20 protein-coding genes and 1 tRNA gene are annotated in these 23488 nt (G+C 60.9%); 9 read left to right on the forward strand and 12 right to left on the reverse strand.

Features of this window, described 5'->3' with window-relative positions; translation table 11 throughout:
- Window positions 1-377: 377 nt before the first annotated feature.
- The 6 genes from HMPREF3009_RS10520 to HMPREF3009_RS10545 form a co-directional block, all read right to left on the reverse strand.
- Window positions 378-454 (reverse strand) — tRNA-Leu (locus HMPREF3009_RS10520).
- Window positions 455-559: 105 nt separating this feature from the next.
- Window positions 560-1513, reverse strand: a complete 954-nt coding sequence (locus HMPREF3009_RS10525) for a Ppx/GppA phosphatase family protein (protein ID WP_046648325.1) — start codon at window positions 1511-1513, stop codon at window positions 560-562.
- A gap of 16 nt (window positions 1514-1529) precedes the next feature.
- Entirely contained in the window at window positions 1530-2078 is a 549-nt protein-coding gene (locus HMPREF3009_RS10530) for a DUF501 domain-containing protein (RefSeq protein WP_046648324.1), read from the reverse strand.
- A 34-nt stretch (window positions 2079-2112) separates the two neighbouring features.
- Window positions 2113-2664: a septum formation initiator family protein gene (locus tag HMPREF3009_RS10535; RefSeq protein ID WP_070681813.1), complete on the reverse strand. Its 552-nt coding sequence runs from the start codon at window positions 2662-2664 to the stop codon at window positions 2113-2115.
- Between the two features lie 182 nt (window positions 2665-2846).
- On the reverse strand, window positions 2847-4124 hold the full coding sequence (gene eno, locus HMPREF3009_RS10540) for a phosphopyruvate hydratase (RefSeq protein ID WP_049155525.1): 1278 nt from the start codon (window positions 4122-4124) through the stop codon (window positions 2847-2849).
- 143 nt (window positions 4125-4267) lie between these two features.
- On the reverse strand, window positions 4268-5059 hold the full coding sequence (locus HMPREF3009_RS10545) for a lytic transglycosylase domain-containing protein (RefSeq protein WP_049155526.1): 792 nt from the start codon (window positions 5057-5059) through the stop codon (window positions 4268-4270).
- A gap of 223 nt (window positions 5060-5282) precedes the next feature.
- On the opposite strand from HMPREF3009_RS10545, the gene HMPREF3009_RS10550 reads away from it, so the two are divergent.
- Window positions 5283-5705: a hypothetical protein gene (locus HMPREF3009_RS10550; RefSeq protein ID WP_046648322.1), complete on the forward strand. Its 423-nt coding sequence runs from the start codon at window positions 5283-5285 to the stop codon at window positions 5703-5705.
- On the opposite strand, the gene HMPREF3009_RS10555 is transcribed toward HMPREF3009_RS10550, so the two are convergent.
- Entirely contained in the window at window positions 5702-6316 is a 615-nt protein-coding gene (locus HMPREF3009_RS10555) for a MazG nucleotide pyrophosphohydrolase domain-containing protein (protein WP_046648321.1), read from the reverse strand. The two genes, HMPREF3009_RS10550 and HMPREF3009_RS10555, sit on opposite strands and share 4 nt — an antisense overlap.
- A gap of 81 nt (window positions 6317-6397) precedes the next feature.
- Here HMPREF3009_RS10555 and HMPREF3009_RS10560 point away from each other — a divergent pair, with 81 nt between their 5' ends.
- Window positions 6398-7885 carry an amino acid permease gene (locus HMPREF3009_RS10560; RefSeq protein ID WP_070681816.1) on the forward strand — a complete coding sequence of 496 codons (1488 nt, stop codon included), beginning with the start codon at window positions 6398-6400 and terminating at the stop codon, window positions 7883-7885.
- Here the strand turns inward: HMPREF3009_RS10560 and HMPREF3009_RS10565 are convergent.
- The 3 genes from HMPREF3009_RS10565 to HMPREF3009_RS10575 are packed head-to-tail and all read right to left on the reverse strand — an operon-like array spanning window position 7882 to window position 12623.
- Complete coding sequence (locus HMPREF3009_RS10565) at window positions 7882-8364, reverse strand: hypothetical protein (RefSeq protein WP_046648319.1); 483 nt, start codon at window positions 8362-8364, stop codon at window positions 7882-7884. The genes HMPREF3009_RS10560 and HMPREF3009_RS10565 overlap by 4 nt on opposite strands.
- On the reverse strand, window positions 8364-12002 hold the full coding sequence (gene mfd / locus HMPREF3009_RS10570) for a transcription-repair coupling factor (protein WP_070510324.1): 3639 nt from the start codon (window positions 12000-12002) through the stop codon (window positions 8364-8366). Before mfd ends, HMPREF3009_RS10565 begins: the two co-directional genes overlap by 1 nt.
- A 12-nt stretch (window positions 12003-12014) precedes the next feature.
- Entirely contained in the window at window positions 12015-12623 is a 609-nt protein-coding gene (locus tag HMPREF3009_RS10575) for a TetR/AcrR family transcriptional regulator (protein WP_046648318.1), read from the reverse strand.
- A 565-nt stretch (window positions 12624-13188) separates the two neighbouring features.
- Between HMPREF3009_RS10575 and rhuM the strand changes: the two genes are divergently transcribed.
- Window positions 13189-14184, forward strand: a complete 996-nt coding sequence (rhuM, locus tag HMPREF3009_RS10580; protein WP_083295519.1) for a RhuM family protein — start codon at window positions 13189-13191, stop codon at window positions 14182-14184.
- 293 nt (window positions 14185-14477) lie between these two features.
- On the opposite strand, the gene HMPREF3009_RS10585 is transcribed toward rhuM, so the two are convergent.
- Together HMPREF3009_RS10585 and HMPREF3009_RS10590 are read right to left on the reverse strand one after the other, a co-directional pair.
- Window positions 14478-15197, reverse strand: a complete 720-nt coding sequence (locus HMPREF3009_RS10585) for a trimeric intracellular cation channel family protein (protein ID WP_232761102.1) — start codon at window positions 15195-15197, stop codon at window positions 14478-14480.
- Window positions 15198-15483: 286 nt separating this feature from the next.
- On the reverse strand, window positions 15484-17118 hold the full coding sequence (locus tag HMPREF3009_RS10590; protein WP_070681822.1) for a multicopper oxidase family protein: 1635 nt from the start codon (window positions 17116-17118) through the stop codon (window positions 15484-15486).
- 70 nt (window positions 17119-17188) lie between these two features.
- Between HMPREF3009_RS10590 and HMPREF3009_RS10595 the strand changes: the two genes are divergently transcribed.
- The 6 genes from HMPREF3009_RS10595 (at window position 17189) to HMPREF3009_RS10620 (ending at window position 23410) form a co-directional block, all read left to right on the forward strand.
- A complete protein-coding gene (locus HMPREF3009_RS10595; RefSeq protein WP_070681825.1) occupies window positions 17189-18448 on the forward strand; it encodes an MFS transporter in 1260 nt (419 codons plus the stop codon).
- A 65-nt stretch (window positions 18449-18513) separates the two neighbouring features.
- A complete protein-coding gene (gene glmU / locus HMPREF3009_RS10600) occupies window positions 18514-19977 on the forward strand; it encodes a bifunctional UDP-N-acetylglucosamine diphosphorylase/glucosamine-1-phosphate N-acetyltransferase GlmU (RefSeq protein ID WP_049154281.1) in 1464 nt (487 codons plus the stop codon).
- Between the two features lie 24 nt (window positions 19978-20001).
- Window positions 20002-20976, forward strand: coding sequence for a ribose-phosphate diphosphokinase (locus tag HMPREF3009_RS10605; RefSeq protein ID WP_070681828.1), 975 nt, complete (start codon window positions 20002-20004; stop codon window positions 20974-20976).
- A gap of 209 nt (window positions 20977-21185) precedes the next feature.
- Complete coding sequence (locus HMPREF3009_RS10610) at window positions 21186-21842, forward strand: 50S ribosomal protein L25/general stress protein Ctc (RefSeq protein ID WP_049154276.1); 657 nt, start codon at window positions 21186-21188, stop codon at window positions 21840-21842.
- Window positions 21843-21986: 144 nt separating this feature from the next.
- Window positions 21987-22526 carry an aminoacyl-tRNA hydrolase gene (gene pth, locus HMPREF3009_RS10615; protein ID WP_070681831.1) on the forward strand — a complete coding sequence of 180 codons (540 nt, stop codon included), beginning with the start codon at window positions 21987-21989 and terminating at the stop codon, window positions 22524-22526.
- Between the two features lie 5 nt (window positions 22527-22531).
- Window positions 22532-23410: a fumarylacetoacetate hydrolase family protein gene (locus HMPREF3009_RS10620; protein WP_070681834.1), complete on the forward strand. Its 879-nt coding sequence runs from the start codon at window positions 22532-22534 to the stop codon at window positions 23408-23410.
- Window positions 23411-23488: the final 78 nt, after the last annotated feature.

Below are 23488 nucleotides of genomic sequence, written 5' to 3' on the forward strand. Positions count from 1 at the left end.
GACGTGTCTACTTTCCGGGGGTCAGGCCCATACGCGTGGTGGTGAGCAGTATCTCGAAGACGAGCGAAACGCCGGACTAGTCCCATCCGAAGAACAGCAGCCAAAACAACCAAGCCCGTGGGTACAAGGCCAAATTGATTGGGCTAACTGCCTCGAATCAGGGAAGACCAAAGAGCAGTGTCGGGAAGAACTGAACTAGAAATCCGACAGACAGGGCTGGAAGTTGTAGTCGGCTTCCACGCTTGTCTGCTTTGGGGCCAATCCACACGTACCCCTACACAAGCAGTGTCTGAGCCAACATGTCCGCGTAATTTTTGGACACTTTTTGGACACCTTCGCGCCTTTTTGGCCATCTTTTCCAGCGTTTCCGCTGGTCATGGTGCCCCCACTGGGACTCGAACCCAGACTGAATCGATTTTAAGTCGACTGCCTCTGCCGATTGGGCTATGGGGGCCAAACCGTGCCCACTTATCTTAGGGCACGGGTGGATGCATGCCGAAAATAGGGTCGGCATCCGTAGAACTGTGCCGGTCCGTGGGATGGTGCCTGCTTAGTTCGCTTAGTTTGCGACAAGGCCGCTAATGATGCCATCGAGGATGTCCTTCTCACTGATGAAGAAGGAACGGGCATCACTGTTGCGCTCAATCATCGTCATGATGCCCTCCACGGCCACGCAGCCGCCGCCGATGACATCGGCGCGGCCCGGGTGGATGACGGGGTTGAGGGCCCTCACGTCCGAGGACAAACCGATCATCTGTCGAGTGAGCACCCGCAGGGCGTCGAAGCGCAGCTCGGATCCGTGGATGGAGTCAGCATCGTAGCGTTCCATGCCCTGCGCCAGCGCCGAGAGCGTCGTGAAGGTACCGGCGCAGCCGACAAAGGTTTGGGCCTTGTCGATGGGCACGATCTTTTCCACTTCAGCCATGCGTTCAGCGACGTAATCAGTAGCGATCTCTATTTCTGCTTCGGTAGGCGGATCGTTGCGCATCATGCGCTCAGTGAGTCGCACGCACCCCATCTGCGCAGAGTGGGAGCCGAGAATCTCGCCGTCGATTGTCCCAACGACGAACTCCGTCGAACCGCCGCCCAAGTCGATGACACAGTAGGGCCCCTTCTCAGAGCGCAGGTCCCCCACCGCACCGGTGAAGGACAGCAGTGCTTCCTCCTCCCCGGAAATGATCTCCGCGCGGGCACCCGGCTGGACCTGACTAAGAAGCTCCTCGGTCATATCGAAGAACTCGCGGTGGTTTTTGGCATCACGCGTTGCCGAGGTTGCCACCATCCGCACGCGCTCAACCTTCTCAAACTTCATCTGCTTGACGTATTCTTCGAGGGCCGCACGAGTCCGTGCGAGTGCTTCCGGCTCGAATTCACCGGTGGCGTCGACGCCCTGTCCGAGGCGGACGATCTCCATCGTGCGGGAGATATCCCGAATCTTGCCATCCTCTTGGATCTCACTGATGAGCAGGCGGATGGAGTTGGTTCCGCAGTCGACAGCAGCGACGCGAGTCATAAGGCTAGCCTTTCTCTTAACCGGCGTTAGAAAAATCAAACTGGGTCATATCAATGCCCAGGTCCCCCACGGTGGGCCAATCCTCCGGGATGGCGCTTCCCCGGAGTTTACCGTGTTCTGCAGCCATCGCGACGGCCTCGGTGCCAAAGCGCACCCGGCCCGGGCCTTCTGCCAAGGCATAAGCAATAAGCACGTGGAGGCACTTAACGCGCTCAGGCATGCCGCCACCGGAAAAATCAGTGCCCAAGTCCTCCATGGCATTGCGGGTTTCCAGGTAGTGTTCGTGCGCTGCCTGGTAGTCCTTCTGCAAGTCCTCATCCGCCGCGAGACGCTGCTCCATCCATTTCATGACGTGGGCAACTTCAAGGCGCGATGCCTCGGCGGTCAGGCGCGGATCAGTGAGGTAATAGAGGGTAGGAAACGGAGTGCCGTCGGGAAGCTTAGGCGCCGTCTTAATCACAGCAGGGGCTCCGTCGGGGGTGCGGTAAGCAATGTCCACGACGCCGCGCGGGGTGCGGCCCAATTGTTCGCGGACGACTTCAAGATCAGCATCGGTCACGGTCATAGGAACCATTGTGACACGGAGGCGCGGGTGCGTCCTATTCAGCAGGAGCTTCGACTAGGTCTTCCGGCGGGTTCTCCGCTTCCGGTGGGGTTTCAGTGTTCGGTGGGGTCTCGGCATCCTGTGACACCGAATCCCACAGCACCGTGTACCACGCGCGCTCGTCGACGTCCTCGCGGCGTTCCGAGGTCACCGTATCGCCTGAGTCCATCCGCGGATCCATGATGCGGAACGCGGTTTCTCCTTCATCCATCACACCGAAGCGGCGGCGCGCTTCTTGTTTGACGTATTCCTCCGAACGGTATTTATCAATCTCGGTGAGGAGGTTTTCTTTCTGCTCCTGTTTGGCGGCGATGGAGCTTTCCAGGCGCGCTATCTCCGACTGGCCGTGGTAGTAATTGCGCAGCGGAACGGCAATGGTTAAGAGGACTACGAGCACAACGGCAATAATGACGCCCACTCCCAGAATGTCGAGACCCTTAGGCTGGGTCGGATTCTTCTTCGGCTTGGTGCGCTGCGCGTCGCGGGCACGCGTGTGGACCGGAACGGTGTTCCGGCGCTTCGTGCGGGAAGAAGTAGTGCGTGCCATCGGGAAGTCATTGTATCCCGCTACAGCCCAGGTGGTGCGCGGCGCGCGTCGTGTCTCAGAAATAACATGCGCCACAGCGCTATGGAGGCCACCCCGACGAAAAAAGGTGCCACAGTTTCCTGTGACACCTTTCGCTTCGACGCTATCTCAGCGAGTGGCCGGTTCCCGGCTATTCCTAGAAATTAGCCCTGGAAGCGCGGGAATGCGGAGCGGCCGGCGTAGACGGCTGCGTCGCTGAGCTCCTGCTCGATGCGCAGCAGCTGGTTGTACTTGGCCACGCGCTCAGAACGTGCCGGGGCACCGGTCTTGATCTGGCCGCAGTTGAGGGCAACCGCGAGGTCAGCAATGGTGGTGTCCTCGGTCTCGCCGGAACGGTGGGACATCATGGTGCGGTAGCCGTTGCGGTGAGCCAGCTCGACGGCGTCGAAGGTCTCGGTCAGGGTGCCGATCTGGTTAACCTTCACCAGCAGTGCGTTGGCTGCCTTTTTCTCGATGCCCTCCTGGAGGCGGGCCGGGTTGGTGACGAAGAAGTCATCGCCCACGATCTGGACCTTGTCACCGATGGCTGCGGTGAGCTTGGTGTAGCCCTCCCAGTCATCTTCCTGCAGCGGGTCCTCGATGGACACAATCGGGTAGTTGGCAACGAGATCCTCGTAGACCTTGGCCATCTCCTCAGCGGTGTGCTCGCCGCCCTCGAAGTGGTACTTGCCATCCTTAAAGAACTCGGAGGAAGCAACGTCGAGTGCCAGTGCGATGTCCTCGCCCGGCTTCAGACCGGCCTTCTTGATTGCGTCAACGATGAGGTCGAGTGCAGCCTTGGTGGACTCGACGGACGGGGCGAAGCCGCCCTCGTCGCCCAGACCGGTGGACAGTCCCTTGTCCTTGATGACGTTCTTGAGGGCGTGGTAGACCTCGGTACCCTGGCGCAGCGCCTCGGAGAAGGACTCTGCGCCGATCGGAGCAATCATGAACTCCTGGACATCCACGCCGGAATCAGCGTGGGAGCCACCGTTGAGAATATTCATCATCGGAACGGGCAGGACGTGAGCGTTCGGGCCACCGACGTAGCGGTAGAGCGGCAGGCCAGCAGACTCGGCAGCAGCCTTGGCAGCGGCAATGGAGACGCCCAGGATGGCGTTGGCGCCGAGGCGGGACTTGTTATCAGTACCGTCCAGCTTGATGAGGGCCTGGTCGATCAGGCGCTGGTCATCGGCCTCAAAGCCGGCAAGTTCATCAGCAATCTCTTCGTTGACGTTTTCAACTGCCTTGAGAACACCCTTGCCCAAGTAGCGGTCACCCCCGTCACGCAACTCGTGAGCCTCGTGAACACCGGTGGAAGCGCCAGACGGAACGCCGGCCACACCGCGTGCTCCATCGTCGAGGAATACTTCAGCCTCAACGGTGGGGTTGCCGCGGGAATCAAGAATTTCGCGTGCCATTACGTGGATGATGTCAGCCATGCTGCTTTCACTCCTATAGAGCCAAATTGATCTTGGGTTCGTGTTCTGGGAGGGGCTCCCAAACCACCTGCAGCCAATTGTTCCAGAAAACTTCGGAACGTGTCGGGCGGAAACGGACAACGTGATAAAGATCTAGAAAGGCGCTAGGACGTCGCAGGCTGTTCGATGGCATAGGAATTCGCCGCAGCGGCCACTTTACGCAGGTAATCCTCGGATTGGTTGTAATTGAGGATGGCTGAGCGCCAGCCTTCCGGCGTCGAAAGGTCCCTATCCCCGAAACACAACAAGGCGGCAGCACCCAGCGCGGCATCATCGATTTGATTTGGATCGGCTACGCCATCACCGTTGGCGTCGCGACCAAAATGCTCCCACGAAGACGGGATGAATTGCATGGGGCCTACCGCCCGATCAAACTCAGTATCGCCATCAAACACGCCGCCATCGCTGTCCGGAACGTGGGTGGTGTTGTTCGTACCGTCGAGAGGGATACCCACGATGGGCGGCTCGGGGTGACCGTTCTCATCGAGTGAAGAACGGTGGAAGATATTGCCGTTATAGGTCCCGTGACGGGTTTCCACCCAGCCAATCCCGGCGAGGGTATTCCAGCGCAGATTGCAGTTCGGCCACGACTGCCGCGCGATCAATTCGGCGTTTCCATAGGCCCGCAAAGCTTGGGCGGGGATGCTGGTGGCGTCGGCCAGCTGATCAGACCACCACGTCAATTTGTCCGCGGTGCGCCCTGGCGCTTCGACGTCAATATTGGGCACCTCTGCCCCACCGACGGGTGGAAGATCCTCCGGAACGGGGGACAGCTGCCGGAACGGGGAAGGCTTATCAAGGAAGGAAAGACTCCACGCCACCAGGGAAATGATCAGAATGATGGCCAAGACAATGCCGAGGCCACAGCCCCCAATCCTCCGTAGCCCCTGTGTCATAAAGGTGAATACTACAGACGGTTTCACGTGTGGGTTAGACCGACACAGAGGGCGCCGCTTGGCGACGAAAGGAACCTAGCTAAGCAAAAATATTTCGAGTAATTATGTCAAAGTATTCCCATGCGTAACATTGTGCGCTACACTGCACCGATGAACGGTCCGCCGCGCCTACGCCGGTCCTGCACGTTCTTTCAACGCCCTTTCTTCAATCTCAAGGAGTTCCATGTTCATCCGTCGTATCGCTGCCACTGCTGCCGCTGTTGTCACCCTGGGTGCTGTCGTGCCCGCCACCGCGTCCGCCGCATCCCTCGAGGAGTTGGGCGGCTTCCTTTCCCAGGGCATCCAGAATGCTGACTGCAACACCCTCCGCAGCACCCTGACGCTGATCGATCAGACGACCGAGGGCGAGCTGCTCGGCCCGGACACCACCCGCAACCAGCTATCAAAGAACCTCATGGCTCTGGGCAACACCGAGGAACTCGGCCCGCTGGCCCTCGCCGCTGTGAAGTACTCCGGCCAGACCGCTGACCGTGCCCTCGAGTGCAAGATCGTTAAGGAAGACACCATCGTCACCGGCGGCACTGGCCTGTCCTCCACGCTCACCGACTACGCTCCTCTGCTGTCCTCCATCATCCAGAAGGGCTAGTCCTTTTCTCGGGCCTTACCTTCGGCCCACAGGCGCTCCTGCTCCTCTACCTCCACGACGTCCTCCGTGCCGTCAAAAAGGTAGGGCGCGCGGGAGCGCATTTTGTTGACGAAGGACATGGCGACGTCATCGAGGCTAAAAGCTCCGCGGCGCGCCGCTATCTCGGCATGGAAAAGGACTTGTAAGAAAACATCACCGAGTTCCTTGAGCAGCTCGGCCTCAGAGGCGCGCTCCCGCACCGCCTCGGCGAACTCCGCGGACTCTTCCTCCAGATACGGCAGCAAGCTCTCATGGGTTTGATCGCGCTCCCACTCCCCGATGCGCCGGGCCCGCGTCATCACCTCGCGCGCCTGCCACATCGGCTCCTCCAGGGAGGGGGCAAGGATGAGCTCCGCGTGGGCGTCGATAAGCGCGCGCACCTGCGGGTGGGACGGATCTGTGCTCACCACAACACCGTGGCCTGCCGGATCCTCACCGCACAGGAGCTGGTCGAAATTCCACCGCACCTTCACCGGTACTTCATCGGTAAAAACAACAGGTCCCTGCAGTTTTCCAACGGCCTCCAGAGGGATTAGGGTGGGCCAGCGCGGATCTAACAACAGGACAGTCATAAGCAACGAGTATAGGTCCCGGGTTCCATGAGCTTTCGCTGCAGTTGCACAAAAGCCCGCCTTAAGGGGTATTTTTAACCAATGACCACTTCCAATCTCACCGAATCGCCGCGCACGCACTCCGTGACGCTGTGGACGCTTGTCGCGCTCATCATCGGTTCCACGGTGGGCGCGGGTATCTTCTCTCTCCCGCAAAACATCGCCTCCGTCGCCGGCCCGGGCGCCATGCTCATCGGCTGGCTCATCGCCGGCGTGGGCATGCTCTCCGTCGCCTTCGTCTTCCAAATACTGGCGCACCGCAAGCCGCACCTCGACTCCGGTGTGTACTCCTATGTCCGCGCCGGCTTAGGTGATTTCATCGGTTTTACCTCCGGTTGGGGCTACTGGCTCGGCTCCGTGATGGCGCAGGTGGGCTACGCCACCTTGTTCTTCAACACCATCGGCCACTACGTCCCCCTCTTTGACGCCGACCACCGCTGGGTTTCCGCCATTGCGGTGTCTTTGCTGTCGTGGGGTATTTTTGCGGTGCTGGCCCGCGGCATTAAGCAGGCGGCCATCATGAACATGGTCACCTCCGTGGCCAAGATCGTGCCCATCGTGGCCTTCATCGTCATCCTCGCTTTCGTGGGATTTAGCTGGGACAAGTTCACCCTGGATATCTGGGGCAAGGCTTCTGATAAGTCCCTCTTTGAGCAGGTGCAGGGAATCATGCTCTTCACCGTGTGGGTCTTCATCGGCGTGGAGGGCGCTTCGGTCTACTCCAAGCAGGCTCGCACGCGTGCCGACGTCGGCCGCGCCACCGTCATCGGCTTCATCAGCGTCTTGGCGCTGCTGGTGTCCGTGTCCACGCTGAGCTTCGGCGTCCTTACCCAGGAAGAGCTCGCAGCGCTTCCGGATAACTCGATGGCCTCCGTGCTCACCGCCGCGGTCGGCGAATGGGGCGGCGCGCTCATCTCCCTCGGCCTGTGCCTTTCCGTGCTTGGCGCCTATGTGTCCTGGCAGATGCTGTGCGCGGAGCCTATCGTCATGATGGCTGTCGATGGTCTTCTCCCCCGCAAGATCGGCACTGTGAACATCGCCGGCGCGCCCTGGGTTGCGCAGCTGATTTCCACGCTGACGATTCAGCTCTTCGTCATCGTCTTCTTCCTCAACGAGACGTCCTATAACGCGATGGTGCAGCTGGCCACCATCATGTACCTGCTGCCTTACATCTTCTCCTCGCTGTACCTGGTGCTCTTGGCGGTGCGCGGCAAGGGGCTAACCCACCCGCATGCCGGGGTGCGCTTCGACTTGTCTGGCCCGGAGGTGAGCCGCCGTGAGAACCGCCGCCACCTCTACATCGGCCTCGTCGCCTTCATTTATTCCGTCTGGCTCATTTACGCCGCCGACCCGGTCTACGTGCTGCTTGGCGCGCTGGCTGTGGTCCCGAGCATGATCCCTTATGTGGCCACGCGCTTGTACAAGAAGGAGCGCGTGTTTAACACCTTCGAATGGTGCGTTGTGGCGCTGGTGATTGTCGGCGCTGTCGCCGCAGTGTGGGGCTTGGGCACCGGGCGCCTCGTTCTCTAGAACACCTCAGGTGCTGAGCGGTGCGAGAGCACCGCGTACGTGATGCAGCTTGCGAGCCACATCACGTGGCCGATGCCGCTGATAACGAGGAGGATGCCGCCGGTGATTGTGGCCGCTTCCTCGTTGCCAAACCACCACGTCGGTACGGTGGCCGGTCCGATGTCTCCAAAATCCGGCAGGTTGGCGTTGCCCAGGATGAAGCCGATGAACACCAGGGCCATGGACACCCACGCCCACTCCAGCTTGCTCTCGTAATCACTGCGGATAAAGAGCGGCAGCAGCCCAAGCAACACCCAGACACCAACCAGGATTACCCCAAACATCATCAACATGAAGGTGAGCCAGCCGCCGTTCTCACCGCTGAACTTTATGACCAGCGAGACGGGGATGCTGATCAACGCCGCGAACATCCACACCGCCACCATGACGATCCGTTGATTCGCCCGAGGATAGCCAAGGCGGTTGTTCGCGGCGTCCATTACTTCTCTCCTACGCTAATGACGTTTTTCTTAGTCTTAGCACCACTGACGTCAACGTGCTCGAGTTCAAACATCGACGCTAGGAAATCCGCCACCCATTGCAGCAGCTCAATGTCACGCAGCTTGGGGTCTGTGACATTCCGTCCTGCCTTGGGGAAGCTGAGCTGGATTGCTTTAGCCGCCGCACGGTAGTTGGAGCCCGGGTAGAGGCGCTTGAGGCGTACCTGTTTCGAATCCGCCAGCTCCACCGGGTGGACCTTGATGCGCGTGCCCTGCACCGTGATGTCGCTGACCCCAGCCCGGCGGGCCTGGTGGCGCAGGCGGGCCACGGCGAGAAGGCGTTCCACCGGCTCCGGAACGGGGCCGTAGCGGTCCTGCATTTCCTCCACCACGTGTGCCAGGTCCGCGTTGTCTTTGGAGGCTGCGAGCTTGCGGTAAACCTCTAGGCGCAGGCGCTCGGAGTTGATATAGGACTCCGGGATGTGGGCGTCCACCGGCAGGTCGATGCGGATTTCCTTCGGCCCTTCGTCCGTGACCACGGGGGTCTCCCCACGCGCGAGCGCCTTGAAGGTCTCCACCGCCTCACCGACAAGGCGCACGTAGAGGTCGAAGCCCACGCCGGCGATGTGGCCGGACTGCTCCGCGCCCAGCACGTTGCCGGCACCGCGCATCTCAAGGTCCTTCATGGCCACGGCCATGCCCGCGCCCAGATCGTTGTTCTGGGCGATGGTGGCCAGACGGTCATAGGAGGTCTCCGTCAGCGTGGCGCCCTTCGGGTAGAGGAAGTAGGCATAGCCGCGCTCGCGGGAGCGGCCCACGCGCCCGCGCAGCTGGTGGAGCTGGGATAGACCCATGTGGTGGGCGTTTTCCACGATGAGGGTATTCGCATTAGCGATATCCAGACCGGTCTCCACGATGGTGGTACATACCAGCACGTCGAACTCGCGGTCCCAGAAACCTTGGACGGTGCGTTCAAGCACGTCCTCGTTCATCTGGCCGTGTGCGACGACGATGCGCGCCTCCGGCACCAGGTCCCGCAGTTCGCGGGCCTTCTTTTCGATGTCGGCGACTTTGTTGTGGATGAAGAAAACTTGGCCGTCGCGCAGCAGCTCGCGGCGGATGGCCGCTGCCACCTGCTTATCCTCATACGCGCCCACATAGGTCAGGACCGGGTGACGGTCCTCCGGAGGCGTCAAAATCGTAGACATTTCACGGATGCCCGCCATGGACATCTCCAAGGTGCGTGGAATCGGTGTCGCGGACATGGTGAGCACATCCACGCTGGCTTTGAGCGCCTTGATGTGCTCCTTGTGCTCCACGCCGAAGCGCTGCTCCTCATCCACCACGATGAGGCCCAAGTTCTTCCACTGCACGCCCGTTTGCAGCAGGCGGTGGGTGCCGATGACGATGTCCACGGAACCATCCGCCAAGCCGGCGAGAATCTCCTTGGACTCCTTGGCCGAGGTAAAGCGCGAGAGGACCTCAATATCCACCGGAAAGCCCTGCATGCGCTCGCGGAAGGTATCGGCGTGCTGTTGCGCCAGCAGAGTCGTGGGCACGAGGACCGCCACCTGCTTACCGTCCTGCACGGCCTTGAAGGCCGCGCGCACCGCAACCTCGGTCTTGCCATAGCCCACATCGCCGACGACCACGCGGTCCATCGGCACCGTGGATTCCATATCCTGCTTGACGGCATCGATGGCCAGCATTTGGTCTTCAGTCTCGACGAAGGGGAAATTATCCTCCATCTCCGCCTGCCACGGCGTATCGGGCCCAAACTGGTGGCCAGGGGCTGCCTGGCGCTTGGCATAAAGCTCCACCAGCTCACCGGCGATCTCACGCACCGCGGCACGCGCCTTCTTCTTGGTGTTCTTCCAATCCGAGCCGCCCATCTTGGACAGCGTCGGCGCCTCACCGCCGGTGTATTTGCTCAACAGATCCAACGAATCCATGGGCACCCACAGCTGGTCGGCCGGCTGACCGCGCTTGGACGCCGCATACTCCAGCACGATGTACTCGCGGCGCGACGTCTCATCACCGGACTGTACGGTGCGCTCGGCCATCTTGAGGAACTTGCCGATGCCATGGGTCTCATGCACCACGTAATCCCCCTGCTTCAGGGCGAGGGGATCCACGCGGTTGCGGCGCTTTGCTGGGCGACGCTTCGCACCCGCAATATCACCGACGCGGTTACCCGTCAGATCAGTTTCCGTAATAACCACGAGCGGCAGCGCTTCAGCATCCTTCAGCTTGCGCACCTTTGGGAAAACCAGACCCGCATGGGACAAGGCCTGATAGAGGGTAACCTCGCCGGGGCTCGGCTCCCACCCAGGCGTGGCCACCTTGGTGGGAATCCCCTTCTCCGCGAAACGCTCCACCATGCGCTTGATCGCACCCTGGGCAGGAGCAATAAACGCAGCCCGCCCACCGGCGGTGGTGTGCGCTAGAAGCTGCGCCATCATCGCATCAATCTCTGAGATATCACCGCGTGGGGTAGGTCCGGGCTCAAAATCCAGCGGCAGAGTCTCCGATTCAGCGGCGGCGAACATCCCCGGCGGGGCAAAAGTCCACAGCGGGGCCTCGATATTCCGGCACGTCGCCTCAAGCGACTCATAGGAGCGGTAACTCGACGCCGAGGTATCCAAGCCCTCGGCAGCCAGCGGACCATCCGCGCCCATCGCGGCGGCCTCCCAGCCAGCAGCCAAGAACTCCGCATCGGTGGATTCCAGGTCCGCAATGCGCGTGCGGATCTTTTCCGGTGCCACGAGCACCACGTGCGTGCCCGCCGTGAGGAGTTCGGGGAGGGTGACAAAGGGGTCGTCGGCTAGCACGGCAAGCAACGCCTCCATACCGTCGGCAGGGATGTGCTCGCCTACCTTGGTCAGCAGTTCTGCCAGAGCCGCATTCCCGCCAAACTTCTGAGCCAGCTCACGGGCGCGTGCGGCAACCTCATTAGTAATCGGCAGCTCGCGAGCGGGATAGATGGCGACCTCGCCGACCTCAATCTCCGGGATGGCGCGCTGATCCGCCACGGAGAACTGGCGGATATCGGTAATCTCATCGCCCCAGAACTCCACACGCACCGGGTAGTCCGAGGTGGTGGGGAAAACATCGAGGATGCCGCCGCGCGTGGCGTACTCGCCGCGCTTGGCCACCATATCCACGTGCTTGTAGGCGCGAAACTCCAACTCCGAAAGGATATGTGAGAGCTCGTGCTCAGCTTCTTCCTTCAGGAAGATGGGCTCGCGGCCTTCCACTTTGCTCAGGATAGGCTGGCAATACCCGCGGGCAGAGGTCACCACCACTTGGGCTTTGCCCGCCCCCACTAGGTCGAGCACACGCGCGCGCTTGCCGACGATATCCGGGGCCGGCGACAGCCGCTCATGCGGCAACGTCTCCCACGCGGGAAAGTAGGCGACCTTATCCCCCAGCATGGCTGCCAGCTCTGCGGTGAGGTCCTCCGCCTCACGCCCGGAGGCAGTCACCACCAGCACCGGCGCGTGGTGAGCCAGCGTGCCAATGGCCCAGGGGCGCGCCTGGTCGATGCCCGTGATGTGCAGCGACGGTGTGCCCACTTGAGTAGCGAGACCTTTGAGTTTCGGATCTGAGGCGGCTACTTTGAGCAGCCCGCCCAGCATCGGCGTTGCCACCTACTTGGCTCCCTTCAACTTCGGTGCTGCTTCCATGCCAGAAAGACCATTCCAGCACAAATTGACGATGTGCGCTGCGACTGTCTCGCGCGAAGGCTCGCGCTCATCTAGCCACCACTGGGCCGTGGTGGCCACCATGCCGACGAGCGCTTGGCCGTAGAGCACCGACAGCTCGGGGTCGAGACCGCGGTGTTCGAAGGCCTCACCGAGGATATGCGCAATCTGATTTACCGCTGTGTTCAACAGCGTGGAGAAGCTACGCTCCTCCCCTGGCTTGGAGTCGCGCACGAGGATTAAGAAACCATCGGTCTCCTCCTCCACGTAGGTCAGCAAAGCGACGACCCCCTGCTCGATGCGCTGGCGCCACGAACCCGTCTGCAGTGATTCCGTGACGACCTTTTCCAAAGCGACGAGCTCGCGGTCGATGACGACGGCGTACAGGCCTTCCTTGCCGCCGAAGTGCTCATAGACCACCGGCTTGGACACGCCGGCGCGCGCGGCGATGTCTTCCACGCTGGCACCATCGAAGCCGCGTTCTGCGAAGGCCGCGCGCCCAATGGAGATCAATTGCTCACGGCGCTCACGCCCGGTCATCCTTTGTCGAACCATGTCTTCTACTGTATCTCCCCCACTGGACATCGCCCGCACCAGCTAAAAGTCGGCAGCTTGCAACGCAATAAAGAAGATTGGCCACCTGTTTAGGTCTCGCCCGCACCCGTCAGGTAACATGTCCCCCAGCGCCCACGTTGTGTGCGCAGTTTCCCCATGGTGTAATCGGCAACACTACGGTTTTTGGTACCGTCATTCTAGGTTCGAGTCCTGGTGGGGAAGCTGATTAGCATAGCCCGTCTACCTGCGTTTTCAGGTGGCGGGTTATTGCGCTGGCGATACTTCGGAACCTGTGGAAACCGCTCCGGGCACTTACAGACCAACAGGTAATCGCAGATGTAGCGCGCCGCATCAATAATATACTCGCCCACTGAGCAGAAACCTTTGACCACGTGGTCGAACGTGAAGATATCCCGTATCTTGACCCCCATGTCCGGTGCCTCTGTTTCACTGCAGGATGAGGATGACAGTGCTGTCCGCGAGCTTGACCACGAGCCGGACAAATTCGCTGCGGACTCGTCACTGAATAAGCAGGAAGAACGAGAAAATCGAGGAGAGGATACCAGTGACTACCCCCGACCAAGTCGCTATGTACACCACCCAAGATGGTAAAGCACACGTAAGACTCCAACTAAAAGACAACGACGCCTGGCTCACCCAGAAGCAGATGGCCGATCTCTTCGACGTCACCACAGCTTCCGTCTCGCACCATATTCAGTCAATCACACGCTCAGGCGAATTAGGTGCAGAAGCTACTTTCAAACAACTTTTGAAAGTACCAGGTCAAACCAGGTCCGTTAATCACTACAACCTAAACATGATTCTCGCCGTTGGCTACCGCGTACGAAGTCCACGCGGCTCGCAATTTAGAAAATGGGCCACAGAAGTTCTACGGGAATACCTCACCAAAGGCTTTGCCATCGACGCTCAAAAACTCAAAAACGATGGTGCTGACACCCACTTCGACGAATTACTTGAAACCATTCGAGAGATTCGGGTCTCCGAACGCCAATTTTTCCGCAAAATCTGTGACGTCATAGCCGCAACCAGCGCTGACTACCAGGAAAAGAAATCATTTAAAGAAGTCCAACAATTCTTCGCAGGGATTCAAAACAGACTCCACTTCGCCACCCACGGCCGAACCGCAGCAGAGCTAATCTGGGAACGCGCAGACCACACTAAGCCATACGCTGGGCTCACGACGTGGGGCGGAGAATCGCCCCACAAAAGCGACATGGGCATTGCGAAAAACTTCCTTAACGAAGACGAAGCTAGGCGTATGCGCAGGCTCACCACAATGTATTTGGACTATGCAGAAGACCAAGCCGAGATGGGAAAAACCATGCTCTTGAAGGATTGGGTGGAAAAAACGGAAGCCTGGCTCATCTTCAACGAACGCGAAGTCCTCAAAGGATATGGGAAGAGGAAACACGAGCAGGCAGTAAACAAAGCCGAGGAAGAATGGGATGCTTACCAACGCCAACTCGATTCTAAGGTCAACGAAATAGACATGAAAGCTCTAGAAGCCGAAATCAAGACCTTGAAACGGGGTGAGGATTAAATTGATTAATCGGGCACTCCTAAGACACATGATCATCACGCGGTGGCAGTCGCCCGAGAGGTGATCGAGAAGCAGGTTAAGCGGCGTAAAGATCATGGTCCGAAAGCACTATTGCGGACCGAGCAGCGAGGCGGGCAGCTGAGCGCCCCGGGCACCGTACATGGTTCGACGGTGCGATGACACGTATGGAGAAAAGCGAAGGAACATATCGAGAAAGCGCTGGACGAGAGCCTTCGGGGGCTGCGTGGAACTGACCGTATTGCGCAAGTGATAGGTTCAAATCCCGCGAGAACCTATTTACGATTTCTGCGGCCACGCCGAAAACCCCTAATTTCGGCTCTCCGCGCGATCGATGCCACCTGCGCCGCAGTGTAATTCAGGGGCGCTACACCTGCTCGCGGAAGCACCCACCCGCGCCAATACGCCGTAACTGCCAGACCAAAGCCCACGAAGGGCGAGACGATCATACCGAGGGCAAACTTATCGAAGTGTGCGAAGGAAGCCATCACGATTCCGGTAAGTACCGCCGGCACGGCATACAGCGGGCTGCCGCCAAAGACCGAGGGAATCTGCCCGGAAGCAACATCGCGCACCATACCGCCGCCCACTGCGGTCAGAACACCTAAGAAGACGCAGGCAATAAACGGCATATCGTAGGCCAGCGCCTTCACACAGCCAGTCGTACACCACACACCCAAGATGACAGCATCCGCGTGCTCAAGGAAGATCTCCCAGACCTTGCCCTTGAGGTCCATCAAGAAAGCAATGAGCGCACCCACGCATGCCAGAGTGAGATACCACGGATCAGAGATAGCGGCTGCTGGGCCATGAGAGATCAGCATGTCACGAATCATGCCGCCCGCCAGCGCCGAAAAGAGCGCCAGAAAGACGAAACCAATAATGTCGAATTCCCTACGGCGTGCAATGGTGCCACCAATAATGCCGTTGAGCACCACACCGATGAGGTCAAAGACCTGGTACAGGGAATGGATGAGCGGGTCGACGTCCTGAATCACAGATACTGACCCTAGCGCACTACTCACATAACGATAGTGAATTTGTTGCAGTTCATTATTGCTACCCCCGTGCCGCCTCAAAGTGCCTTACTCAGGCGCCCTTGACGGCCACCGTTTCCAAAAGTGCAGACCTGGAAGTGCATTCACGCAGGTGGGCGTCGTGAAGCGCCAACGCACTGCTTGTCGACGACCAGCAGATCTGCACTTCCAGGTCTGCACTTTTGCAAACATCGAAACCGTCTACACCGCTAGCAGGCCGTGCCTACGAGAGAATCGTGAACGGTTAGGTCTTCGCCTCCGGAGTCGCATAGGGGCTGCGGGAGGAGTCCACCACCTGGCCGGCGTGTGCGGAGTGGGCGGTGGCGGTTTGGTCGAAGACTAAGGCGGCGGGTTTGACGCGCACGTCGGGCTTCTCGCCTTTGTTGACCATGACGTACTGCCCCATCATTCCCTCGTCCTCATGCAGCAGCATGTGGCAGTGGTACATGTACGGGATGGTCTTATCCGGGAAGTGACCGAACTCCACCAGCAGGCGTGCGGTGACCTTCGGCGGAAGGTTGACAATGTCTTTCCAGCCGGAGTTGAACACATCCATCTTCTCGTCGCCGTCCCACTCCAGAACCTTGAAGCGGGCGTTGTGGATATGGAAGTTGTGCGGCCAGTCAGAGTTCTCATTGGTCACGGTCCAGATCTCCGGGGCGTCATGATCAATGACGGTATCCACCCGCGCCATGTCCATCTGCTCACCATTAATCATGAAGGTGTTGAGCACGAACTCACGCTCCTTAAGCCCCTCATCCGATGGTGTCTTTGCCGCGGCGGGGTCCAGCGTTGCCGGCAGGGCCGATGGCTCCGAGGCGTTTTCCGCCGGCCCGGAAATGGTGAGCAGGTCGAAGGAATCTTGGAAGCCGAAGTCGGCCGCGTCCTTGTCCTTGGGCACCCCAAAATTATCCTTGCGCGGCACCGAGCGCAGCTGGACCCCCTTGCCGGGCTCCAAGTCCACGATGATTTCGGCGCGCTCGCCGGGGCCAAGGAAGAGGGCATCGGTTTCCACGGGGGCGTCGAGAAGCCCCGTGTCCGTGGCGATGACATGGAAGGGACCGTTGCTGAGCTCCAGCGTGTAGAAGCGCATCGAAGCACCGTTGAGCAGGCGCAAGCGGACCCGGCGCGTGGTGGCGTCGAAGCGCGCATTGGTGATGCCATTGACCAGAGGCGTGGTGCCCAGAAGGCCCAGAGTGTTATCGCTCTTTTCATCAATCTGGCCATCGTCGGTGAACTTGGCATCCATGATGACTACCGGGATGTCGTCCACACCGTAGTCCTGCGGCAGGTCCAGGTCATCGGCCACATCGTCACCGATGAGGAACATGCCCGCCAGCCCGCGGTAGGCATGCGTGGCCGTGGCCATGTGCGGGTGCGGGTGGTACCACAGCGTGGCCGCGGGCTGGATGATCTCCCACTCGGGCTTCCAGGTCTTGCCCACCTCAATCGGTGAGTGCGGGCCGCCATCCGAATAGGCCGGAAGCTTCATGCCGTGCCAGTGCACCGTGGTCATCTCAATGAGGTCGTTGGTGATTTCCGCGCGGACTTTCTCGCCCCGCCGAGCCCGCAGAGTGGGGCCCAAGAAGGCGCCGTTGAAGCCCCACGTCCGCGTGCGGTCGTTGCCGGGGAGGATCTCCGAGTAGCCGTCCTGGGCGGTGAGTTTGAATACGCGCGTGCCGTCGACGACCTCCCCTTCCTCCACGGGCGGGATGGGCAGGGCACGCGGCTCGCCGTCGTAGCCCAGCGGCTCCGGTTGATTCTTCGACCCCGAAGTGGAGCAGGCGCTCAACCCCATCACGGCGGCACCGGCAACAGTCAGCACGGAACCCTGGACAAAAATACGGCGGGATACTGTAGGGCGAGCGGAGATAGACATGCCTCCCAGGATAGAGATCAGGTGAACCTTAGACCCCGGATTGGAGCGAGCCGGGCTTAAGATCACAGTCATGGCTTCGCGTTCAGCATCTCCCCACGGCTCCTCACCGTCCGAAGAGTCCGCCAATGCCCGCCGCTTCGTCTGGTCGAATGGCCTGCAGGGAGTGGGCGATCAATTGCTCTCCGGAAAGACGGTCCTACCCTGGCTGTTTAGCGTGGCCGGGGTGCCGGGCTTCTTCACGGGCCTACTGGTCCCCTTGCGCGAGTCCGGCTCCATGCTCCCGCAGGCGGCGCTGACCCCGTGGGTGGTGTCCCATCCAGCACGCAAACGCCTGTGGGTGCTGGGCTCGGTGGGCCAGGGTCTGTGCGCGGCGATCATCGCGGCGGCTGCGGTGCTTGTCGACGGCCCCCTCCTCGGCCTCATCGTCTGCCTCGCCCTGGCAGCTCTCGCCGTGCTGCGCGCGCTGTGTTCGCTGACCGGCAAAGACGTGCAGGGCCGCACCATCTCCAAGGGCCACCGCGGAGTAGTGACCGGCCGGGCCACGCAGCTCGGCGGCGCGGTCACCTTGATTACCGGTGGCATCCTCGCCGTGCTGGGCGAGCTCCCGCGCTGGGGTTTGGCGGCGTTGCTGGCCATCGGTGCGGCCACGTGGTTCTTGGCGGCAGCAGTCTTCCGCACCATCGAGGAGCCGGTGCCGGATGACGCCGGTCAGAAAGGCCTGAACCGCAGCTGGTGGACGGACACCTGGAAGCTATACACCCAGGATTCCCGCTTCCGCAGCTTCGTCAACGTTCGTGCCCTGCTTTTGGTGTCTGCCCTGTCCACCTCCTTTATCGTGGTGCTTTCGCAGAGCATCGGTTCGCAGGCTTTGAGCGGGCTCGGCGGCTTCGTCTTGGCCTCGGGCTTGGCCAGCCTCGTGGGTGGCCGTGTATCCGGCGTGCTCTCGGATAAGTCCTCCCGCTTGGTCATGTCCTGGGGTGCGGGTGCCGCAGCGATCATCCTGCTGGGCATCGTCGCGTGTGCCGCGTGGGCGCCGGCAGCGGTAAGCATGTGGGCATTGCCTCTCGGTTTCTTCCTGGTCAACCTGGCGCACACTGCCATTCGCGTGGCGCGCAAGACCTATGTGGTGGACATGGCTGGCGAAGACAAGCGCACCCGCTACGTCGGGGCTGCAAACACCATGATGGGTGTCATTCTCCTCGTGATTGGCGGCATCTCCGCCGTGATCGCGCTGGCTGGTCCCTCGGCAGCCATTCTGTTCTTGGCCTGCATCGGTCTGCTCGGCGCCTGGCGTGCCCGGGCACTTCCGGAGGTCTCACGCGAAAAATAGAACGCAGGCGTTATGATGAAAAAAGTAAGTCCTGACATCCCCAATCACAGGAGAAGCACACACTCGTGGCTGAAGTAACGAACTGCGCCGCCATCGTCCTTGCCGCAGGCGCAGGTACCCGCATGAAATCCTCAACCCAAAAGACGTTGCATGAGATTGGCGGGAGGTCACTTCTCGGCCACGCCCTCCACGCAGCCGCTGGCTTGAACCCGGAGCACCTCGTGGTCGTCGTGGGCCACCAGCGCGACCAGGTCTCCCCTGCCGTCGATGCCATCTCCGAGGAGCTGGACTGCGAGGTCTCCCAGGCCGTCCAGGAAGAGCAGAACGGTACCGGTCACGCCGTCCAGTGCGGCCTGAGTGCGTTGCCTGACTTCGACGGCACCGTCATCGTGACCAACGGTGACGTTCCGCTTCTGCGCCCGGAGACACTGCGCCAGCTGCACGAGACCCACACCGGCCAAGGCAACGCCGTGACCGTGCTGTCCATGACCCTGGAGGATCCCACCGGTTACGGCCGCGTGCTGCGCGCCGAGGATGGATCGGTCACCGCCATCGTGGAGCAAAAGGATGCCTCCGAGGAGCAGCGCGCGGTGCGCGAGGTCAACTCCGGCGTTTTTGCTTTCGATGGAGCCGTGCTTCGCGACGCCTTGACGAAGCTCAACTCCGACAACGCCCAGGGCGAGCTTTACATCACCGATGTGCTGGAGATCGCCCGCGAGGGAGGCCACCGCGTCGGCGCGCACGTTGCTGTCGATCCGGAGGAGCTCTCCGGTGTGAATGACCGCGTGCAGTTGGCCGCGGCCGGTCGCATTCTCAACCGCCGTGTGGTCGAGGAAGCCATGCGCGGCGGCGCCACCATCGTCGATCCCGATACCACTTGGATCGGCGTCAACGTGACCATTGGCCAGGACGTTGTCATTCACCCCAATACCCAGCTGTGGGGTGCGACAACCATCGCCGATGGTGCTGAGGTGGGCCCCGACACCACCCTGACCAATATGCAGGTGGGCGCTGGCGCCAGCGTGGTGCGCACACACGGCTTCGACTCCGTCATCGGCACCAACGCTCAGGTGGGCCCGTTTACCTACATCCGCCCGGGCGTCATCGTGGGTGAAGAGGGCAAGCTGGGCGGCTTCGTCGAGGCGAAGAAGGCGCAGATTGGCCGCGGCACCAAGGTGCCGCACCTGACCTACATCGGCGATGCCACCGTGGGTGATTACTCGAATATCGGTGCCTCTTCCGTCTTCGTCAACTACGACGGCGTCAACAAGCACCACACCACCATCGGCAGCCACGTGCGCACCGGATCGGACACCATGTTCATCGCCCCCGTCACCGTCGGTGATGGCGCCTACTCCGGTGCGGGTACAGTAATTAAGGACGACGTTCCCCCGGGAGCGCTCGCGGTCTCCGGCGGCAAGCAGCGCAACATCGAAGGTTGGGTGCAAAAGAAGCGTCCGGGCACGCCGGCAGCGGAAGCCGCCGACAAGGCACAGGACGCCCAGGCTGACGATCAGACCACTAACTAACGACAAGTAAAGGGATATCTACTGATGACTGGCAAGGTTACCGGCAGCAGCAAGAACATGATGCTCTTCACCGGGCGCGCTCACCCGGCGTTGGCTGAGGCTGTGGCCAAGGAGCTCAAGACCGATCTGGTTCCGACCACCGCCCGCGATTTCGCCAACGGTGAGATCTTCATTCGCTTCGAGGAGTCCGTCCGTGGTGCTGACTGCTTCGTGATGCAGTCCCACACCCAGCCGCTCAACAAGTGGCTGGTAGAGCAGCTCATCATGATTGATGCGCTCAAGCGCGGCTCTGCTAAGCGCATCACCGCCATCCTGCCCTTCTACCCGTACGCGCGCCAGGACAAGAAGCACCTCGGCCGCGAGCCTATCTCCGCCCGCCTAGTGGCGGACCTGCTCGCCGCTGCCGGTGCCGACCGCATCGTGTCCGTGGATCTGCACACCGACCAGATTCAGGGCTTCTTCGATGGCCCGGTCGACCACATGCACGCCATGCCGATCCTGACCGACTACATCAAGTCCAAGTACCCGATGGACAACTTGGCCGTGGTCTCCCCCGATGCCGGCCGCGTGAAGGTGGCAGAGAAGTGGGCACACGAGTTGGGCGATGCCCCACTCTCCTTCGTCCACAAGACCCGCTCTAACACCGAAGCCAACAAGACGGTGTCCAACCGCGTCGTCGGTGACGTCGAGGGCAAGGACTGCATCCTGCTCGATGACATGATTGACACCGGTGGCACCATCGCGGGCGCGGTCCGCGTACTGGAGGAGGCCGGCGCCAAGTCCGTGGTTATTGCCTGTACCCACGGTGTCTTCTCCGACCCGGCTCGCGAGCGCCTGTCCGAGGGCGGCGCTGTCGAGGTCATCACCACCGATACCCTGCCGCAGTCCACCGAGGGCTGGGACAACCTCACTGTGCTGTCCATCGCCCCGCTGCTGGCTCGCACCATCCACGAGATTTTCGAGAACGGTTCTGTGACCACGCTGTTTGAGACTCACTAGATTTGGTTCTGCGACGACGCTGCTGCTAAAATCTTGTGCGTCTCGGCGAGGGAGAAATCCGTTATCGACGCGATAGCACAAGTTAAGCAGTGAATCTTGTATTAAGCCTGCGATGACTCGTCCAAGACGTCCATCGGCAGGCTTTTGTCGTATCTACACGGTTCTTCATGAGCCCTTGCCGCACAACGATACTTTAAGGAGATTTACTTATGGCTTCTGAGCGCCCCGTATTGAAGGCTGAAGTCCGTTCTGAGTTTGGCAAGGGCTTCGCTCGCCGTCTGCGCGCTGCAGGCAAGATCCCGGGCGTTGTCTACGGCCACGCCGTCGACGTTCTGCACTTCGCCGTTGACCGCCTGGAAATGACCGCACTGGTCCGTAACCACGGCGTCAACGCCGTGTTCGAGCTGGAGCTCGAGGGCGAGCAGCACCTGGTCATGGTCAAGCACGTCGACCAGAACGTCCTGACCTTCAACATCGACCACATCGACCTGCTCTCCATTAAGCGTGGCGAGAAGGTTGAGGTCGAGGTTCCGGTTGTCCTCGAGGGCGAGCCGGCTCCGGGCCTCATGTCCATCCAGGATGCCGACGTCCTCCTGGTCGAGGCAGACGTGCTCAACATTCCGGAGGAGATCGCCGTGTCCATCGAGGGTCTCGAGGATGGCACCGTGGTCACCGCTGGCGACATCACCCTGCCGGAGGGCACCACCCTCGTGGCCGAGGAAGACACCGTCATCGTCTCCATCTCCGAGCCGCAGGTTGATGAGGAGCTCGAGGCTGCCGCTGAGGCTGCCGAGGACGGCGGCGCTGAGGCTGGCGCCGAGTCCGCAGACGAGGGCGCCGCCGAGGAGAAGGCCGACGAGGAGTAAAACTCCCCTCTCCTTATCACTCCTCATTCTCTAGCGCACCGCTGCCTGCATTCTTTCTCACTCCCTCCCCTACATACCGAGGGGGTGAGCGTGCAGGTGGCGGTGCGCTCTTGTGTCTTCACCCCAGCGGCTTAGAATGGCTGCGTGACTTCTTCTCCTTTTCTCGTCGTTGGCCTAGGAAACCCCGGGCCGAAGTACGCCGGAACTCGCCACAACATCGGCTTTGACGTGGCTGATGAACTAGCCCACGAGCTATTCGCTTCCTTTTCCGTTCACAAAAAGACAAACACGGATGTCGCCGAAGCGCGACGTGGCGATACCAAAGTGATCGTCGCCAAGCCGCGCTGCTTCATGAACTTGTCCGGCGGTCCCATCAAGGCACTCGCCCAATACTTCAATGTTCCTCATGATCACATCATCGTGATCCACGATGAATTGGAGCTCGACTTCGCCACCATCAAGCGACGCCTCGGCGGCGGGGACCACGGCCATAACGGCCTGCGCTCCACCACGAAGTCCCTGGGCACCAAGGATTATCAGCGGCTTTCAGTAGGCATCGGCCGCCCGCCCGGCCGTATGGATCCGTCCGCATTCGTGCTCAAGCCGTGGACTAAGCAGGAGGCCCACGAGATTCCCATCATCTGTGCCGATGCCGTCGATGAGATTCTTCGCGCGTTAGACTAGCCGCCATGAAGCTCGCTACTCTCCGCACCAGTTTTGGTACTTGCGCTATCCGCATCGACGGCCCCAACGTGGGCACCGAGCTGGATTATGAGGACGTCGGAGAATTGCTCGCCAGCCCCGATTGGAGCAAGGCCGCGCAGCTGTCCGGCGAGCCTGTGGTTTTCAACGATGCCGACCTAGCCCCCGTCATCCCCCACCCCGGCAAGATTATCTGCGTTGGCGTCAACTACGCCAAGCATGCCCGGGAGATGGGGCGCGAGCTTCCCACGCAGCCCACGCTCTTCATCAAGTTTCCGGAGGCCCTGACCGGGCCCTTCGACGACGTTTATGTCCCGGCCTATGCCACGAAGAAGCTGGACTACGAAGGAGAGCTCGCCGTGGTCATGGGACGCCGCGCGCACCGGGTGCGCACGAAAGATGCACTAGATTACGTGGCCGGCTATGCCATCATGAACGACTACACCCTGCGGGATTATCAGCGCGCCACCACGCAGTTCCACGCCGGCAAATCCTTCTACCGCACCGCCGGCTTCGGGCCGTGGTTGACCACGGCTGATGAATGGGCCCCGGGCAAGGCCGCGCGGCTTATGACGACCGTCGACGGCGACGTACGCCAAGACGACAACACCGATGACCTCATCTTCTCCGTGGCCGAACTCATCGCCTTCTGCTCCTCCCTCTACCCTCTCAATCCGGGCGATGTCATTGCCACCGGCACTCCGGAAGGTGTGGGCTTCGCGCGTGGCGAGGAGGCGCTGCTGGGCGACGGCTCCCGCACCCGCATTAGCATCGAAGGGCTAGGGGCAATTGAGAACACCACGCGCTTCGGTGAGCCCCCTGCTGCCGGTGGCTGCGGCGAAGGCTGCACCTGTCACGGCCGTTAACATTCAGCCATATCCAGGCTCTTCAGCGAGCACGCTCTGATTTCGATACGGTGGGACACCACATTTCCCCCGATTAAC

This window comes from Corynebacterium sp. HMSC034H07 (assembly GCF_001815175.1).
GTDB classification, from domain to species: Bacteria; Actinomycetota; Actinomycetes; order Mycobacteriales; family Mycobacteriaceae; genus Corynebacterium; species Corynebacterium hiratae.

What these genes read in the sequence shown, in the direction of transcription:
- HMPREF3009_RS10525 (WP_046648325.1), bottom strand. Translation starts at nt 1,513, where the DNA reads ATGACTCGCGTCGCTGCTGTCGACTGCGGAACCAACTCCATCCGCCTG.
- HMPREF3009_RS10530 (WP_046648324.1), bottom strand. Translation starts at nt 2,078, where the DNA reads ATGACCGTGACCGATGCTGATCTTGAAGTCGTCCGCGAACAATTGGGC.
- HMPREF3009_RS10535 (WP_070681813.1), bottom strand. Translation starts at nt 2,664, where the DNA reads ATGGCACGCACTACTTCTTCCCGCACGAAGCGCCGGAACACCGTTCCG.
- eno (WP_049155525.1), bottom strand. Translation starts at nt 4,124, where the DNA reads ATGGCTGACATCATCCACGTAATGGCACGCGAAATTCTTGATTCCCGC.
- HMPREF3009_RS10545 (WP_049155526.1), bottom strand. Translation starts at nt 5,059, where the DNA reads ATGACACAGGGGCTACGGAGGATTGGGGGCTGTGGCCTCGGCATTGTC.
- HMPREF3009_RS10550 (WP_046648322.1), top strand. Translation starts at nt 5,283, where the DNA reads ATGTTCATCCGTCGTATCGCTGCCACTGCTGCCGCTGTTGTCACCCTG.
- HMPREF3009_RS10555 (WP_046648321.1), bottom strand. Translation starts at nt 6,316, where the DNA reads ATGACTGTCCTGTTGTTAGATCCGCGCTGGCCCACCCTAATCCCTCTG.
- HMPREF3009_RS10560 (WP_070681816.1), top strand. Translation starts at nt 6,398, where the DNA reads ATGACCACTTCCAATCTCACCGAATCGCCGCGCACGCACTCCGTGACG.
- HMPREF3009_RS10565 (WP_046648319.1), bottom strand. Translation starts at nt 8,364, where the DNA reads ATGGACGCCGCGAACAACCGCCTTGGCTATCCTCGGGCGAATCAACGG.
- mfd (WP_070510324.1), bottom strand. Translation starts at nt 12,002, where the DNA reads ATGCTGGGCGGGCTGCTCAAAGTAGCCGCCTCAGATCCGAAACTCAAA.
- HMPREF3009_RS10575 (WP_046648318.1), bottom strand. Translation starts at nt 12,623, where the DNA reads ATGGTTCGACAAAGGATGACCGGGCGTGAGCGCCGTGAGCAATTGATC.
- HMPREF3009_RS10590 (WP_070681822.1), bottom strand. Translation starts at nt 17,118, where the DNA reads ATGTCTATCTCCGCTCGCCCTACAGTATCCCGCCGTATTTTTGTCCAG.
- HMPREF3009_RS10595 (WP_070681825.1), top strand. Translation starts at nt 17,189, where the DNA reads ATGGCTTCGCGTTCAGCATCTCCCCACGGCTCCTCACCGTCCGAAGAG.
- HMPREF3009_RS10605 (WP_070681828.1), top strand. Translation starts at nt 20,002, where the DNA reads ATGACTGGCAAGGTTACCGGCAGCAGCAAGAACATGATGCTCTTCACC.
- HMPREF3009_RS10610 (WP_049154276.1), top strand. Translation starts at nt 21,186, where the DNA reads ATGGCTTCTGAGCGCCCCGTATTGAAGGCTGAAGTCCGTTCTGAGTTT.
- HMPREF3009_RS10620 (WP_070681834.1), top strand. Translation starts at nt 22,532, where the DNA reads ATGAAGCTCGCTACTCTCCGCACCAGTTTTGGTACTTGCGCTATCCGC.